The 14,995-nt window shown below is 70.8% G+C and carries 11 protein-coding genes and 1 pseudogene; 7 read left to right on the plus strand and 5 right to left on the minus strand.

Features of this window, described 5'->3' with window-relative positions; all coding sequences use genetic code 11:
* Positions 1–34: 34 nt before the first annotated feature.
* From P2Q00_RS02805 to P2Q00_RS02825, 5 genes and pseudogenes are all read left to right on the plus strand, one after another.
* A complete protein-coding gene (locus P2Q00_RS02805; RefSeq protein WP_275769044.1) occupies positions 35–1,546 on the plus strand; it encodes a serine hydrolase domain-containing protein in 1,512 nt (503 codons plus the stop codon).
* A gap of 210 nt (positions 1,547–1,756) precedes the next feature.
* Positions 1,757–2,002: pseudogene (locus tag P2Q00_RS02810) on the plus strand (MmyB family transcriptional regulator); the annotation flags it as partial.
* A gap of 1,044 nt (positions 2,003–3,046) precedes the next feature.
* Entirely contained in the window at positions 3,047–4,414 is a 1,368-nt protein-coding gene (locus tag P2Q00_RS02815; RefSeq protein ID WP_275769045.1) for a flavin-containing monooxygenase, read from the plus strand.
* The gene (locus P2Q00_RS02820; RefSeq protein WP_275769046.1) at positions 4,411–5,289 is read left to right on the plus strand and encodes an SDR family NAD(P)-dependent oxidoreductase; all 879 of its coding nucleotides are present in this window, start codon (positions 4,411–4,413) and stop codon (positions 5,287–5,289) included. The genes P2Q00_RS02815 and P2Q00_RS02820 overlap by 4 nt, the downstream gene beginning before the upstream one ends.
* Positions 5,286–6,701, plus strand: coding sequence for an aldehyde dehydrogenase family protein (locus tag P2Q00_RS02825; protein WP_275769047.1), 1,416 nt, complete (start codon positions 5,286–5,288; stop codon positions 6,699–6,701). The genes P2Q00_RS02820 and P2Q00_RS02825 overlap by 4 nt, the downstream gene beginning before the upstream one ends.
* A 17-nt stretch (positions 6,702–6,718) precedes the next feature.
* On the opposite strand, the gene P2Q00_RS02830 is transcribed toward P2Q00_RS02825, so the two are convergent.
* The gene (locus tag P2Q00_RS02830; protein WP_275769048.1) at positions 6,719–7,807 is read right to left on the minus strand and encodes an AraC family transcriptional regulator; all 1,089 of its coding nucleotides are present in this window, start codon (positions 7,805–7,807) and stop codon (positions 6,719–6,721) included.
* Between the two features lie 266 nt (positions 7,808–8,073).
* On the opposite strand from P2Q00_RS02830, the gene P2Q00_RS02835 reads away from it, so the two are divergent.
* Positions 8,074–9,231 (plus strand): MFS transporter, encoded by a 1,158-nt coding sequence (locus tag P2Q00_RS02835; RefSeq protein ID WP_275769049.1) that lies wholly within the window; start codon positions 8,074–8,076, stop codon positions 9,229–9,231.
* Between the two features lie 169 nt (positions 9,232–9,400).
* Here the strand turns inward: P2Q00_RS02835 and P2Q00_RS02840 are convergent, their stop codons facing one another.
* Positions 9,401–10,549, minus strand: a complete 1,149-nt coding sequence (locus tag P2Q00_RS02840) for a PucR family transcriptional regulator (RefSeq protein ID WP_275769485.1) — start codon at positions 10,547–10,549, stop codon at positions 9,401–9,403.
* A gap of 164 nt (positions 10,550–10,713) precedes the next feature.
* Between P2Q00_RS02840 and P2Q00_RS02845 the strand changes: the two genes are divergently transcribed.
* Complete coding sequence (locus P2Q00_RS02845; RefSeq protein WP_275769050.1) at positions 10,714–12,204, plus strand: long-chain-fatty-acid--CoA ligase; 1,491 nt, start codon at positions 10,714–10,716, stop codon at positions 12,202–12,204.
* A 156-nt stretch (positions 12,205–12,360) separates the two neighbouring features.
* Here P2Q00_RS02845 and P2Q00_RS02850 read toward each other — a convergent pair whose 3' ends face one another.
* From P2Q00_RS02850 to P2Q00_RS02860, 3 genes are all read right to left on the minus strand, one after another.
* Positions 12,361–13,500 carry a C40 family peptidase gene (locus P2Q00_RS02850; RefSeq protein WP_275769052.1) on the minus strand — a complete coding sequence of 380 codons (1,140 nt, stop codon included), beginning with the start codon at positions 13,498–13,500 and terminating at the stop codon, positions 12,361–12,363.
* Between the two features lie 100 nt (positions 13,501–13,600).
* Positions 13,601–14,137 (minus strand): RNA polymerase sigma factor, encoded by a 537-nt coding sequence (locus P2Q00_RS02855; RefSeq protein ID WP_425579675.1) that lies wholly within the window; start codon positions 14,135–14,137, stop codon positions 13,601–13,603.
* A 55-nt stretch (positions 14,138–14,192) separates the two neighbouring features.
* Positions 14,193–14,858 carry a M15 family metallopeptidase gene (locus P2Q00_RS02860; protein WP_275769054.1) on the minus strand — a complete coding sequence of 222 codons (666 nt, stop codon included), beginning with the start codon at positions 14,856–14,858 and terminating at the stop codon, positions 14,193–14,195.
* Between the last annotated feature and the right edge of the window lie 137 nt (positions 14,859–14,995).

Here is a 14,995-nt window from a genome sequence, read left to right on the forward strand (position 1 = left end):
GCGCCATTCCACCGTGCACCACGAGGGAGACAGCATGTCGGAAAACCTGCGCCAGGAAGTGTCGAAGCTCGTCGACCAGGAGGTGGCCAAGATCCTGGAAGAGACCGACCGCGACGTGACCCGTACGGTCAACCGTGCGCTGGGCGTGAGCGACGGCGCCCCGGCGTTCGACACCGCCCGCTGGCAGGCCCGGCTCGGCGAACTCCTCGCCGCCCACCAGATCCCCGGCGCCGCCCTGGCCGTGCTCGCCGGCGGCGAGATCCACGAACTGGCCGCCGGTGTCCTGCACACCGGCACCGGCGTCACGGTGACCCCGGACTCCGTGTTCCAGATCGGCTCCGTCAGCAAGGGCTACACCGCCGCCATGGTGGTCCTGCTCGCCGACGCCGGGAAGCTGGACCTCGACGCGCCGGTCGCGGACGTCCTGCCCGACTTCGCGGTCGCCGACGCCGGGGCCACCCGGACCATCACGCCGCGCCAGCTGCTCAACCACACCAGCGGCATCGAGGGCGACTACGTCAACGACACCGGCCGGGGGGACGACTGCCTGGCCCGCTACATCGAGGGCGCGCGGACCGTCGGCCTGACCAACCCGCCCGGCGTCACCATGTCGTACTCCAGCACCGCCTACAACGTCCTCGGCCGCATAGTCGAGGTGGTCACCGGCCAGACCTGGGACGAGGCGCTCAAGGAACTGCTCCTCGCCCCGCTCGGGCTGGAGCACACCATGACCCTGCCCGAGGAGGTGCTGCGCTTCCGCGCCGCCATGGGGCACATGGGCGAGCCGGGCGAGACCCCCGTCCCCACCCCCCTCTGGAACATGCTGCCGCGCTCGGCCGGCCCGTACGGCGGGATCAGCGCGACCGCCGCCGACGTGGCCCGGTTCGCCCGGGCCTTCGTGGACGGCGGCGCCGCGCCGGACGGCACCCGTGTGCTGCCAGCCACCGTGGTCGACGCGATGCTGACCCGCGAGGTCGAGATGCCCGACCAGTGGTTCCTCGGCGCCCACTGGGGCCTGGGCTGGGGCCTGTTCGAGTGGGACGGCGCGCGCGGCTTCGGCCACGACGGCAGCACCTTCGGCCAGCTCGCCTACCTGCGCGCCATCCCGGACAAGGGCCTCGCCATCGCCCTGCTGACCAACGGCGGCGGCGCTGCGCCCAAGGTCTTCGAGACGCTCTGCCGCGAGCTCTGCGCCGAACTCGCCGGGGTCACCATGCCCGGGTTCGCGCCGGCCACCGAACCCCTGGCCGTGGAGACGGAGCCGTTCCTCGGCAGCTACAAGCGCGAGGGCTTCCTCATGACCATCGCCGACGGCGACGGCGGCCCGGGCACGCTGCGGCTGAGGTACGAGGGCGCGGACGGCCTGGCGGGCACCTTCGACCCGCTGGTCTGGCACCTGACCCCGGTCTCGCACACGCCGGCGAAGACGGTGTTCGCCGGCCGCCGCAACGAGAAGGACGCCTGGATACCCGTGGTGTTCTACGCCCTCGCCGACGGCAGCCGGTACGTCCACTTCGGCGTCCGCGCGACGGCCAAGTCCGCCTAGGCATCCCCGGACACCGGGCGGCCCCAGTACTCCAGTCGTCCTTCTCCATTCGCCGTAAGTCGCCCGAGCTGATTGGCCTCCGCCTGGTGCCGTGATCTCGCCGAGGCGGACATCACGATGGTCATCGTCGACTACGAGTGCGAACTCGCCCAGCTCGAGGAGCAGGGACACCGGACCGGACTTGTGGGCCGGGGGCGTGGCCGGGCTATGGCGCAGCTGCTGCGGCGCAGTCGGGAGTTCGACCAGCTTTGGCAGGAGCGGGAGGTGGCGTTGCGCCGGGTCGACCGGAAGCGGATCGTGCATCCCTCCCTCGGCATGATCGAGCTGGACTGCCACAACCTGTTCAGTGAGGACGGACGGCAGCGACTGCTGTGGTTCTCCGCGCCGCCCGGCTCTGCGGGTGCGGAGCAGCTGGAACTGCTGTCGGTGGTGGGGACGCAGGATTTCGCGGTGTAGGGCTCCTTGCAGAATTCGTCACCGACGCGGCAGTCAGAGCATTCTGGATGCACTCCGCAAAACCAGATGGGGTGGAATCCTGTTGAACGTCCCTCGGACGGACTGTATACGCACAGGATGCGGGGACCCGAAGAAGGGAGCTGGCAAGGCCCCGTGCTGGTCGGCGCATCGCCACCTTTGGCAGCTCTGGCAGGTCGAATGCAAGCTCGCAGAAGAGATAGCCCAAGGGCATGGCCTGTTCCGCTTGACGGTGACCAATGACTCAGACGAGTTGGTGGGGCGGTGGGCTGTGTCCTTCCGCCTGCCCGCCGGCACGCACGCCTATGGCGAAGGCACCGAGTTCGACATCCATCCCGAGTCTTCCTGGGCTCGTGGCTTGCCGGATCTGTTCGAGGTGGACTGCTTGGGGGACTCCTACTCCTGCACGGCCACATGGAGCCTTGCCCCGGCCAACAGGCCGCCATCATGGTCACCGTCCATGGCGGGAACCCTCTCCAAGCGTCGAACTGGCCAGAAGGATTCGGAGTTTTCGTCTGAAGATGCAGCTTGGCGTGCGTATGGCGCTCCACGAAGACCGGAACAAGGTCACGAATTCCGGCCCTGAGCAACCGTTCCTCGCCTGCCAATCCGAGACTTGTTGTTCAACGGCCTTGCTGTCGGTGTATGCGACTAGTGAGCGCCTATTGGCCTGGTGGGCCATTGGAATAGTCGAGTGAAGCCCCGGTGATGATGCGCTGGTCAAGGACGACGGCTGTCTCCGGGATGCCCTTGGGCCGGCCGGGGCCCTGAGCCCACGGGGTTCCCTCGCCGGGTGTTGCCTCCGACCGCGTGTTCAGCTCTTGGTGCGAGCCCGGAACATCGCCCCTCACCGGAAAGGCCGTACCGCCGAAGGCGCTCATGCGCGGCATCGGGAGGGCGCCGAGCCGGATGCACACGGATGTCATGGCGGCGCGGCCGCTGAGGTCCGGTCCGTGGCCGCGTGGGTCAGTTCACGGTGAACGGCGGGTGAATACGTTTCCTTCAACAGAACGAGGAGGCAGGCCCGTGAAGGAAAGCCAATTGGACCAGTTGGACACGTGTGTGATCGGGGCGGGACCTGCCGGGCTGGCGGTCGCCAGGGCTCTTGCAGAGCGGAAACTGCCGTACACGCACCTTGAACGGCACACCGGGCCCGGCGGTATCTGGGACATCGACAATCCCGGCAGCCCGATGTACGAATCGGCCCACTTCATCTCCAGCAGGACCCTGTCGGGATTCGGCGGTTTCCCGATGCCCGACCACTTCGCGGACTACCCGCCGCACCGGCAGATCCTGTCGTATCTGACGTCGTTCGCCGAAGCGTACGGGCTGACTGAGCGCATCGAGTTCGGCGTCGAGGTGGAGAGCGTCGGGAAGAACGCGGACGGCAGTTGGACGGTCGTCCGGTCCGACGGCAGGGAGAGCGTGCACGGGCAGGTAGTGGTGTGTACGGGTTCGCAGTGGCACCCCAACATCCCCGAACTGCCGGGGGAGTTCAGCGGAGAGGTCCGGCACACCGTCGGCTATCGCGGCGCGGAGGAGCTGCGGGGCAAGCGGGTCCTGGTCGTGGGTGCGGGGAACTCCGGGTGTGACATCGCGTGCGATGCGGCCCGGAGCGCGGACCACGCGGTGATCAGTATGCGGCGCGGTTACTGGTTCATCCCCAAGCACCTGTTCGGCCGGCCCGTGGACACCATCGCCGCCGGCGGCCCGAAGCTGCCGATGTGGCTGGAGCAGCGCGTCTTCGGTGCCCTGCTGCGGATCATCAACGGTGACCCGACGCGCCTCGGCCTGCAGAAGCCGGACCATAAGCTGTTCGAGACCCACCCGGCCATCAACTCGATGCTGATCCACCACCTCCAGCACGGCGACATCACCGCCAGGCCCGGGATCGCCCGCACGGCGGGCAGGACCGTGCACTTCACCGACGGCACCAGCGACGACTTCGATCTCATCCTGCTGGCCACGGGCTACGTCCACAAAGTGCCGGTCGCGCAGAAGTACTTCGGCGACGAGCAGCACCCGGACCTGTATCTGTCGTCGTTCTCCCGCGAGCACCAGGGCCTGTTCGGCATCGGCTTCGTAGAGACCAACTCCGGCGCGTACCAACTCTTCGATACCCAGGCGCAGTTGATCGCCGGCTATCTCCACGACGCCCGGCACCGGCTGCCGAACGCGGAGCGGTTCGCCCAAATGATCCGCGCCGACCGGCCGGACCTGACCGGCGGCATCAAGTTCGTCGACTCGCCCCGGCACACCGGCTATGTCGACAGCGGAGCCTTCGTGAAGTACCTGGGCAAGGTCGCGGGCGAGATGGGCTGGCGTACCGAGGGCCAGCCGCCGCCGGTACGGTCCCTGCGGTGCGCGGAGGCCGACGCGGAGGCGGCGGCGTGAGCGGCTTCGACTTCTCCGACAAGGTCATGCTGGTGACCGGCGGGGCCGGCGGTATCGGCAGTGCCCTGTGCCGCCGCTTCGCCGAAGGCGGTGCCCGCTGCGTGGTCGTCGACATCGACGAGATCCGTGCCGGGAAGGTGGCCGCGGAGCTTCCGGGCGCCGGGCACACGGGAGTTGGCTGCGATCTGATGGAACGTGCCGAGGTGGAGCGGCTGTTCGAGCTGGTCGCCGACTCCTGCGGCCGCCTCGACGTGCTGGTCAACAATGTGGGCATGACCAGCGCGGAACGTTTCGACGTGCGCAGCGTCGAGAGCATCGAGCGGGAGATCACCCTCAACCTGATCTCCCCGCTGATCGCGACCAGGATCGCGATCCCCTTGCTGAAGGCCTCCCGGGACGCCCGGGTGGTCACCACCGTCTCCCTCGGCGGGATCTTCCCGCTGGGCGAGACCCCGATCTACACGGCCTCGAAGTTCGGGTTGCGCGGCGCGATGCTCGCGATCGGCCTCGACCTGCGGAGCAAGGGGATTCTGGCCGGGTCGGTGCTGCCGTCGGCGACCGACACCCGGATGCTGCGTCAGGAGGCCGTGGACGGCGGCAACTCCATGCAGTTCCAGGACCGGCCCCAGCAGCCCGCCGACGTCGTCGCAGCCGTGGTGAGCCTGCTCGACAAACCCCGCCTGGAGGCCTACCCGCGCCCCGGCGAGTCCCGCCTCGTGCGGCTTGCGATGCTCGTACCGAACCTGCTGCCCAGGATCCTCCCGCTGTTCCGCAAGCGCGGCGACCGCGGCATGGCCCGCTATCTGGACGAACTCCGGCACCGCGGTCTGGCCCAACAGACCAACGGACGCTGGGAGTTGGTGGAGGAAGCATGAGCAGCACGTACGAGACGCTCCAGGTCGTCAACCCCGCCACCGGGGAACCGATCACCACCCTTCCCGCCGCGAGCGCCGACGACGTCGCCAAGGCCGCCGAGCGGGCCCGGCAGGTCTTCGACAGCGGGGTGTGGTCGTGGCTGCCGGTCCGGGAACGCGCTGCCGTGTTGCTGCGGCTGGCCGATCTGATGGAACGCGACGCCGAGATCCTGGCCCGGCTGGACAGCGAGGACGCGGGCAAGCCGATCACCGAGTGCCGTACGGGCGACGTACCGGGCGCGATCGAGTCGATCCGCTGGTTCGCCGAAGCGGCCGACAAGGTCTTCGGCCGGGTCGCGCCGAGCGGGCCCGACGGCCTGGGGCTGATCAGCCGCGAGCCGGTCGGGGTGGTGGCGGCGGTCCTGCCGTGGAACTACCCGCTGGCCATGACCGCGTGGAAGGTCGGCCCCGCCCTGGCGGCCGGGAACTGCCTGCTGGTCAAGCCCGCCGAGGCGACCCCGCGCTCGGCCCTGCACCTGGCCGTGCTCGCCGCCGAGGCCGGTCTGCCGGACGGAGTACTCACCGTGCTGCCCGGGTACGGTTTCGAAGCCGGGGCGGCCCTCGCACGTGACCCCCTCGTCGGGGCGCTCTCCTTCACCGGGTCCACCGCGACCGGCCGCCGCATCCTCAAGGACGCGGCCGACAGCAACTTCAAGCGCGTCTCACTGGAGATGGGCGGCAAGAGTCCCCAGGTGCTGATGGCCGACGCACTCGCCTACGGCGACGAGCTCATCGGCGACATGATCGAGGCCGCCTTCCTGACGATGGGGCAGAACTGCACCGCCGGCTCTCGTGTCCTGGTCCACGAGAGCATCGCCGGTGAGGTCCTGGAACGGTTCACGGCGGCGGCGCGGCAACTCGTGATCGGCGATCCTGCCGACCCGCGCACGCAGTTGGGGCCGCTCGTCGACCGTGCCGCCTTCGACCGGGTCGCGGCAGCCGTGGATGCCGCCCGGGCCGGCGGTGCCCAGATCCACACCGGGGGACTGCCCCACGGTCTGCCTGCGCGCGGCGCCTACTACCCACCCACCGTGATCACCCGCGCCCCCGCAGGCAGCGACGTCCTCACCAAGGAGCTGTTCGGCCCGGTCGTCACCGTCCAGACCTTCACCACGGAGGACCAGGCGGTACGCATGGCCAACGCCACCGAGTACGGACTTGCCGCCTCCGTATGGACCCGCGACCTCGATGCCGCATTCCGGCTGGCACGCGGCATCGAGGCCGGAGTGATCTCGGTGAACGCCTACAGCGAGGGCGACATCACCACCCCCTTCGGCGGCTGGAAGCAGTCCGGATTCGGTGGCGTGGAGAAGTCCACCAACGCCTTCGAACAGTGGACCCGGGAGAAGACGGTCTGGATCCGCACCCGCTGACCACGCCTTACTGGGCCTCAGAAGCGATCCGCACGCATCCGCTCACGCAGGTGGACCGGGGAGGTGCCGTGCCAGCGGCGTACCGCGCGGCGCAGCGCGCGTTCGTCGGAGAAGCCCGCCCGGCGGGCGATGTCGCGCAGCGTCAGTTCCGGGCGGAGCAGCAGCAGTTCGACGCGTTCCCGGCGTACTCCTTCGACGAGCGCCTCGTACGTCGTGCCGCAGTCGGCCAGCCGGCGGCGGAGCGTCCGCTCGCTCGTCGCGTGCCGCCGTGCCTGCTCGGCGAACGAGGGGATCATCGGGAGGCTCTGGGCGACGGAGATCTCCAGAACCTCCAGCAGATCCTGCTGGTCACGGCGTGAGGACAGCTGCGCGTCGAGCAGCTCCAGCGTCGACGCGTAGGTCACCGGATCCCGGCCGGGCATCCGGGCACGGGCCCAGGCCGGGTCGATGACCAAGCGGTTGGCCGGGGCGCCGAAGCGGACCGGGCAGCCGAACAGGGCACCGTACGGGTCGCTTTGGCGCCGGTCGCCTCTGCGCGGTGGAGGACAGGTGAACTCCACCACTCTGGGCGCGAAGGCCGGGCCCACGGCCAGCCGGGACAGGGTGACCACGGAGGCGAGTCCCTCCTCGATCAGGAAGACCGCGACCGCCGGATCCGTGGCCGGATCGGGGAGGTCGGCGCGTAGCACGAAGGCCCCGTCCTCCTCGCCGATACCGGCCGACCACACCACCATCGCCCCGGACAGGTTCTGGTACTTCACTCCCGTCTCGATGGCATGCCGCAGTGTGTCGTCGGCCATCAGGGCGAAGCCGAGCAGGCCCCAGGCGGTCAGGTGCTGTGCCGCTCCGACCTTCAGCCCCAGGTGCTCGTCCCCGGTGAGCTCCAGCGCACGACGGATCACCGCGCTGCCCTGCCGGTACGACACCCTCAGCGCGGCGGAGCGCATGACCGTCTCGTCCAGCCCGACCTGCTCGAGCTCGGGTCGCAGATCGATGCCGCGCTCGTCGGCGACCGTGACGAGATACCACAGGATGTTCGGTTGGATCGTCGCCGATGTGCTGCGGCTGGTCCCCGGAGAGTTCGCGGGGTCGGGGGCAAGGGACATGGCGCTCACCTTCTCCTCGGCGACCACTGTAGGCGGCCGGGCATCCCCGGTCGCCTCGCTGGCCTCCGAAGTCCCCTGTACGGCCCCTGGCGTCCTGAGTTCGCATTCCGCGCCTGGCTACGGTTTCCGCAACCTGACCGCATCGACTGGCCGGCCGTCCCCACGCACACAGGAAATGAAGGGGCGACAGCATCATGTCCTTCAATACATCATCCCGGGCCGGGTACGGGCGCCCAGTCTCAAAGGCCGGCGCCCGAAGGGTCGCCATGATCGCGTTCGCCGCGCAGGGTGCCTCCGTCGCAGCCGTGTACACGACCGTTCCCGCTGTCACCGAGCGCCTGGGACTGGCTCCGCTCCTCACGACCATGTTGATGGTCGCGGTGGCGCTGACGGCAGGGGGCGGCAGCTTTCTGGGGCTGGCCGCGATCCGCCGAGCCGGTCCCGTCGCCACGACGCGCGGGGCCATGGTGGCGGCGGCCGCCGCGCTGGTGCTGATCGGCTGGGCTCCCGGCCAGGCCGCCGTCATCTGCGCGTATGTCCTCTTCGGGCTCGCCGTCGGTGCCCTCGACGTCGGCGTCAACACCCGGGCAGCCGAGATCGAACGCGCCTACGGCCGCAGCGTTTTCGGCTCCTTCTACACGGCATGGAGCGTGGGCGGCGTGGTCGCGGCACTGCTCACCGCCGGGGCGGCCCGGTTGGAGTGGCCCCTGGCCGGCGGCCTGACTCTGCAAGCAGGCATCGTCCTGCTGCTCGTCTTCTCCATGCGCACACACGCCCTCCCCGCCCCCGAGCCGCCCTCGGACGCCGTCGCGCAGCCGTCGCTCGGGCGCCGTCTGTGGGTCCGGCTCATTCCGTTCGGCCTGGTCCTCCTGGTCGTCTACGTGGTCGATTCCACCGTCTCGGCCTGGTCGGCCGTCTATCTTCGGCAGACTCTCACCGCCTCCCTCACGGTCGCGCCGCTGGCGTACGCGGCCTACCAGGCGGGCACGGTCATCGGCCGAGCCGCTGCCGATCGCCTCGTACAGAAGCTCGGAACGGTCGTCGTCGTCCGCACCGCGGCCCTGCTGGCCGCGGGCGCCCTGGCAGCTCTGGCCGCCGCACCGAGCTGGCCGTTCGCCGTTCTCGCGGCCGGGGCGGTGGGCCTGGGGGCGTCCGTCCTGGCTCCGCTGTGCCTGGCTTCCGCCGCCCGGCTGAGTCCCACGGCCTCGGAGGCGGTCCTGGCACGCCTGAACCTCTTCAACTACGTCGGCGTCGTCACCGGCGGCGCCCTGAGCGGACTGCTCGGCTCCACCGGTCACTTCCGTCTCGCCTACGCGGTACCGGCCGCCCTGGTGGTCCTTGTCCCGGCTGCCGCCCGCCATTTCACCCGGCCTTCGAGCGGGGCCCGATCGGCCCGGATGGAGAGCCTTCCCCAAACGCTGTGAGGGGCCGATGCGGGCGATGCCCTTCTGGTGGGTGATGACGACGAGTTGGGCAACCAAGGCCATGACCCCGGGGCGGGCCGGGACCGACGCCAAGGCCAGTCACAGTCCCGGTGCCACGCCGACGCCCCAGGAGATGCGGCGTTCACGTCGGGTGGCCGGCGTCACTGAATCACGCGCCCGCCCGGCGGACCGCCAGCAGCGCCGCGCCGATGTCCGCCACTGCTCGCGGATCGGACAGGGAGCGGCCCGTCAGCTCCTCGACGCGGCGCAGCCGGTAGCGGACGGTGTTGGGGTGGACGAAGAGGCTCTGTGCCGTGTCCCTGGCGGAGCCCGCGGACGCATACCAGTGCTCCAGGGTCTCCAGGAGACGGGAACGCTCCGCTGCCGGGAGATCGAGCAGGGGCTGGAGGACCACCTCCACGAGGTGCGCCGCCTCGGCCGGGGCGGCGGCGACGACCATGGCCAGCGGGTTGTCGTCGAACCGTGCGACGCCGGGGCCGGTGCCCTGGAGGCCGGCCAGAGCCAGCCGGGCGAAGCGCAGAGCCTGAGGGGTGTCCCGCAGCGAGTGAAAGCATGGGCTGACACCTACGCGGGCGCCCGCGCGGCGCAGGATGCGCAGGCAGGTGCTCTCCGCCGTCGGCGTGGGCAGGGCGGCCAGACCGATCTGCTGGTCGGGCAGCAGCCGCCAGGCGAAGTGGACCTGGGCCTGGCGCAGGGCCGCTTCCGTTCCTGCCAGGGGCTCCTCGCCGGGCGCGTCGGCCGCCGCCGCGGCGACCACATAGGGCCCACGGTCGGGCAGCCCCAGCTCGCGCGCGGCCTCCCACAGTGTGCGGTCGGCGACGGCGCCGGTGAACAGCGCCTCCACCAGTGCCGAGCGGCGCGCCTGACGCCGCGAGGTCAGCTCGGCGGTCGTCTCCCGGTAGGCCGCGGCCACCGCCTCCGCGTAGCGGCCGAACAGGGCCCAGACCTCCGCGGACTGGGACACCAGTTGGGCGTCGGTGACCTCGGGACGGTTGCGTGCCTCGGCGAGGATGTCCGTCCACAGGAGCTCGAAGCCGATCCGGTACGCATGCAGGGTGTCCGCCAGCGGAACGCCCTGCTCGGCGCGGACGCGGCCGGTCTCCCGGGCCGGGCTCGGGTCCTGCGTGCCCGCGCGGCCGAGCTGGTCCAGGAGCAGGTCCGCGTTGGCGGTGCACGAGCGGCGCAGCGAGTCGAAGGGGATCAGCGACTCGTCCTTGTAGGCATCGACGTCCGAGCGGATACGCTGCGCCATCCGCTCGCCCAGTTCCGGCAGCCTCGCATGAAGCGCCGAGACCACCCCCGAGAGAATCATTCCCGCAGCGTAACGCCCCTGTTTTGTTGCCGGGAACAATCCGGGAGGGCAGACGCTGTCACAGCCCATATAGGCCGGCGCCACGGATATCTGCACGATGACGTCGACGTGAACAGCGGATTTCGACGGCGACGTTCGTGGAGGCGGCCATGGCCAATCTGGCTCAGTTCCTGGTGGAGACGGCACGGCGGCAGCCGGAACGCCCCGCGCTGCGGCTGGGAGGCCAGGTCACCAGCTACGCGGAGCTCGACGAGCGCAGCGCCCGCGCCGCCACGCTGCTGCGGGCCGAGGGCGTACGACCGGGAGACCGGGTCGCCCTGATGCTGCCCAACGTTCCCGAGTTCGTGGTCCTGTACTACGGCGTGCTGCGCGCCGGAGCCGTCGTCGTACCGATGAACCCGCTGCTGAAGACCCGGGAGACCGAGTACCACCTGCGCGACTCGGGCGCGGCAATGCTCTTCGAGTGGCACCGGGCGCCGGGCGAGGGCGCGCAGGGTGCGGCCGCCGCCGGAGTGCGGCACCTGGCCGTCGAGCCCGCCGCCTTCGCGGACCTGCTGGCCGGACACGAGCCGCTGCCGGAGGTGAGCGAGCCGGACGGCGAGGACGTGGCCGTGCTGCTGTACACCTCCGGCACCACCGGCCGCCCCAAGGGCGCCACGCTCACCCACACCGGGCTGCGGCACAACACCGAGGTCAACGCGGTCCATGTGCAGCGGATGACGGCCGAGGACGTGGTCGTGGGCTGTCTGCCGCTGTTCCACATCTTCGGCCAGATCTGCACGATGAGCGTGACCGTCCGCGCCGGTGCCTCGCTCACCCTGATCCCCCGCTTCGATCCGCAGACCGTGCTGGACGCCATTGCCCGCGACCGGGCGACGATCTTCGAGGGCGTACCGACCATGTACGCGGCGCTGCTCCAGCACCCGTCGGGGGCCGACGTGTCCACGCTGCGGATGTGTGTCTCCGGCGGGGCCTCGCTGCCGGTGGAGATCCTGCACGGCTTCGAGCGGCGCTTCGGCTGCATGGTGCTGGAGGGCTTCGGCATGTCCGAGACGAGCCCGGTGGTCACCTTCAACCACCCCGACCGGCCGCGCAAGGCCGGGTCCATCGGCACCCCGATCAAGGACGTGGAGGTGCGGCTCCTCGACGACAAGGGCCGGGACGTGGCCCCCGGCGACATCGGTGAACTGGCCGTCCGCGGGCCGAACGTGATGAAGGGGTACTGGAACCGCCCCGAGGAGACGGCGGCCACCATCCCGGACGGCTGGCTGCGCAGCGGCGACCTCGCGCGCCGGGACGAGGACGGCTACCTGTACATCGTCGACCGCAAGAAGGACATGATCATCCGCGGCGGCTACAACGTCTACCCGCGCGAGATCGAGGAGGTGCTGCACGAGCACCCGGCCGTTGCGCTGGCCGCGGTGGTGGGCGTGGCCGACGCACATCTGGGCGAGGAGATCGCGGCCGCGGTGGTGCTGCGCCCGAAGGCGCAGGCCACACCCGACGAGCTCCGGCAGTTCGTCAAGGAACGGGTGGCGGCGTACAAGTACCCGCGCAAGGTATGGCTCGTGGACACCCTGCCGACGGGTCCCAGCGGCAAGATCCTCAAGAGGGAGATCAGCGCGCCGGCGGCGGGGTGAGGTCGATGTGGTGGGCGGAGCGGTCACGACTGAGCTGGCGGCAGGGTTGTGGTGCGCGGCGGAAGCGGCCCGAGAAGCACAACCACGGCGCCCCTGCTCAGGGGGGCCGCCGAAGACCCGTCCCCGGCGGCCCCCAAGAGCCTGAGCGCTTCCGGATCAGCAAGTAGGCACGTCGGAGAGCCAGGCCGGGCCCTTGATGTAGATGTTGGTCAGCCAGGAACCGTCGGTCAGCTTTGCCCAGGCGTCGTTGGTGTATCCGTCCGCCGTGACCTCCTGGGCGTGCGCCTGGCAGACCACGTTGACCGTTGTGGGCTGCGCGAAGTAGTCGACGACGCCGGCGTTCACGTTCGGCTCGCTGTGGGTGCGCACCCCCGTGCCCCAGGTCTGGAACGGCTTGCTGCCGCCCGACGGCGGGGGCGTGCTGCTCCCGCCGCAGTCCGGTATGCCGGGCAGCGACGCCGGGCCCTTGATGTAGATGTTCGTCAGCCACGAACCGTCGGCCAGCTTGGCCCAGATGTCGTTGGTGTAGCCCTCGGCGGTGACGGTCTCCGCGTGCTGCTGGCACTGGACCGACACCTGCGTCGGACCGGCGAAGGTGTCCACTACGGCGGAGCGCACGCTCGGCGTGGAGTGGGTGCGCACCCCGGTGCCCCAGGTCTCGAAGGTCGTACCGCCGTTCGCGGGCGGGGGAGTCGGGGTGCCCGACCCGTTGACCCGGATCGCGCCCGCGTAGTCGCCGCCGGTGCGCACGGGCGCGACTCTGATGTGGGTGCCCGACTCGTACGCCTCGACCATCTGCCCGCCGCCCAGGTACATGGCGACGTGGTGGATGTGCCCGTTGCCCCAGAACATCAGGTCGCCCGGCAGCAGCGGGGCGGCTCCCTGCGCGGCGGAGAAGCGGGCGGTGGCCTGCGAGCTGTGGAACTGGTCGTTCGAGGTGCCGTTGAGCAGGTCCTTGCCGGTCGCCTTCCAGTACGCGTACCGCATCAGGCCGGAGCAGTCGAAGCCCTTGCGCTCGTTGTCGTGGAGGCTGTCCGGGTCCGAGCCGTCGTAGTAGCCGTAGATGGCGCCCGGCGTCGCGCCGTGGCCGCCGCCCCAGCTGTACCAGACGCCGATCTGCGAACATGCTGCGTTCACGGCGGCCTGTGCCGTGGCGGAGGCGCCCGGCGCGAGGACCCCGCAGGAGGTGTCCTGGGCGGCGGCGTGCGCCGGGGCGGAGAAGAAGGCGGTCAGGGCCAGGACCGAGGCGCCCAGGAGCCCGCCGCTGGTCCGGCGGCGGGTGCTGCTGATCTTCACGGAGTCTTCCTTCGTCGACGTGTCGTCACCGGGCGGCCCGGCGACGGCGGTTGGGGACGTACGTGCCGCTCCCACCCCCGTGGGGAGCGGCACGGGCTTTCTAGTTGGCGAGCGCGGCGCGCATCTTGGCCAGGCCCCGCATGCGGTTGCGCTGGACCGTGCCGCGGTGGGCGCCGAGCCGTTCGCCGGCGGTGTCGTGGCTGAGGCCCTCCAGGTCCACGAGGATCACCGCGGCGGCCTCCTTCTCGGAGAGCACGCTCAGCAGCGCCAGCGTGGTCGCGGACGCCTCGTACGAGGCCAGCCCGCCGTCCCAGCCCGCCTCGGGCAGCCGGTCGGTGCTGTGCTCGCGGCGGGAGGGGTGCTGCCAGGAGTCGCGGAGCAGGTTGAGGGCGACGGTGCAGGCGTAGGCGTACGGGTGCTGCTGGTGCGTCAGGTTCTGGGCGCGGGCGCGCCGGGTGAGCCGTAGATATGTCTCCTGGAGCAGGTCGTCTGCGTCGTGCGGGTTGCCCGTCAGTGCCAGCAGCCGTCGGCGCAGCCGTGGCATGTCGGCGGTGAAGAAGGTGTCGAAGTCCCCCGGGCTCATCCGGCCGGCGTCCGCCGACGGCGATGGCGGACAGGCGGCGGTGCTGATCTCCAATGCTGTTCCCCCTCGGTTTTACGGTGTGGTCGTGCTGTGCGCCCTTGGTGGCTGGTCAGGCCGTTGACGCGGGCGGGGCGGCCGGGCCGTAGCGGGCGGCCGGGGCCCGGCGCAGCAGGGCCCAGTACCGGTCGCCGTAGGACCAGTGCCACCATTCGGTCGGGTAGTTGACGAAGCCCGTCGCGGTGAGGGCCCGGTCCAGTACGGCCCGGTTCGCGCGTGCCTCGGCGCTGATGCCGGGCGCCTCGGTGCGGCAGGCGCCCCCGCTCTCCTCCGGGGTGGCGTTGACCTCCGTGCCGAGCGGCAGCTCCCTGCCGTCCCGGTCGCACAGCGTCAGGTCGACCGCCCCGCCGCTGACGTGCGGCGCCACCTCCGGCGGGGAGATGTACGCGCTCGCCAGCTCGCGGATCCGTGCGGGCGCCGCGTCCGGGTGGGCCCGGCGCATCGTCTGCGCGTACTTCTCGAAGTACCGTCGCTGCAGATCCGGTGGCCGGTACCCCTCCACCACCAGGAACCGGACGCCGGCCGGCAGCAGGCGCTGCGCCCGCACGAGCCGGCGCAGCGCGCCGGACCGCAGATGGGCGTAACTTCCGTCGTCGTCGGCCTGCCGCGGGTCGAGCCACAGGTGGCCCGCCGCGCGCAGGTCGACCAGCGGTTCACCGCAGTCGGCCTCCGCGACCGCGGCGACCCGGGGGTCGGAGAGCGTGATGATGTCCGTCACGAACATCAGCCTCGGGCAGGCCCCTGCAATTGCTCTGCAGGTTGCCTGCAAGCGGCTCACCAGCACTTCTGCAGCCGGTGCGGGTCACTGGCCGGCGGCCGGCTCGCGTGCCTCGCGGCAGCCCGGCTTCCGGAAGA

The sequence above is a fragment of the Streptomyces coacervatus genome, assembly GCF_029223485.1.
Taxonomy (GTDB): Bacteria; Actinomycetota; Actinomycetes; order Streptomycetales; family Streptomycetaceae; genus Streptomyces; species Streptomyces coacervatus.

What these genes read in the sequence shown, in the direction of transcription:
- P2Q00_RS02805 (WP_275769044.1), top strand. Translation starts at nt 35, where the DNA reads ATGTCGGAAAACCTGCGCCAGGAAGTGTCGAAGCTCGTCGACCAGGAG.
- P2Q00_RS02825 (WP_275769047.1), top strand. Translation starts at nt 5,286, where the DNA reads ATGAGCAGCACGTACGAGACGCTCCAGGTCGTCAACCCCGCCACCGGG.
- P2Q00_RS02830 (WP_275769048.1), bottom strand. Translation starts at nt 7,807, where the DNA reads ATGTCCCTTGCCCCCGACCCCGCGAACTCTCCGGGGACCAGCCGCAGC.
- P2Q00_RS02835 (WP_275769049.1), top strand. Translation starts at nt 8,074, where the DNA reads ATGATCGCGTTCGCCGCGCAGGGTGCCTCCGTCGCAGCCGTGTACACG.
- P2Q00_RS02845 (WP_275769050.1), top strand. Translation starts at nt 10,714, where the DNA reads ATGGCCAATCTGGCTCAGTTCCTGGTGGAGACGGCACGGCGGCAGCCG.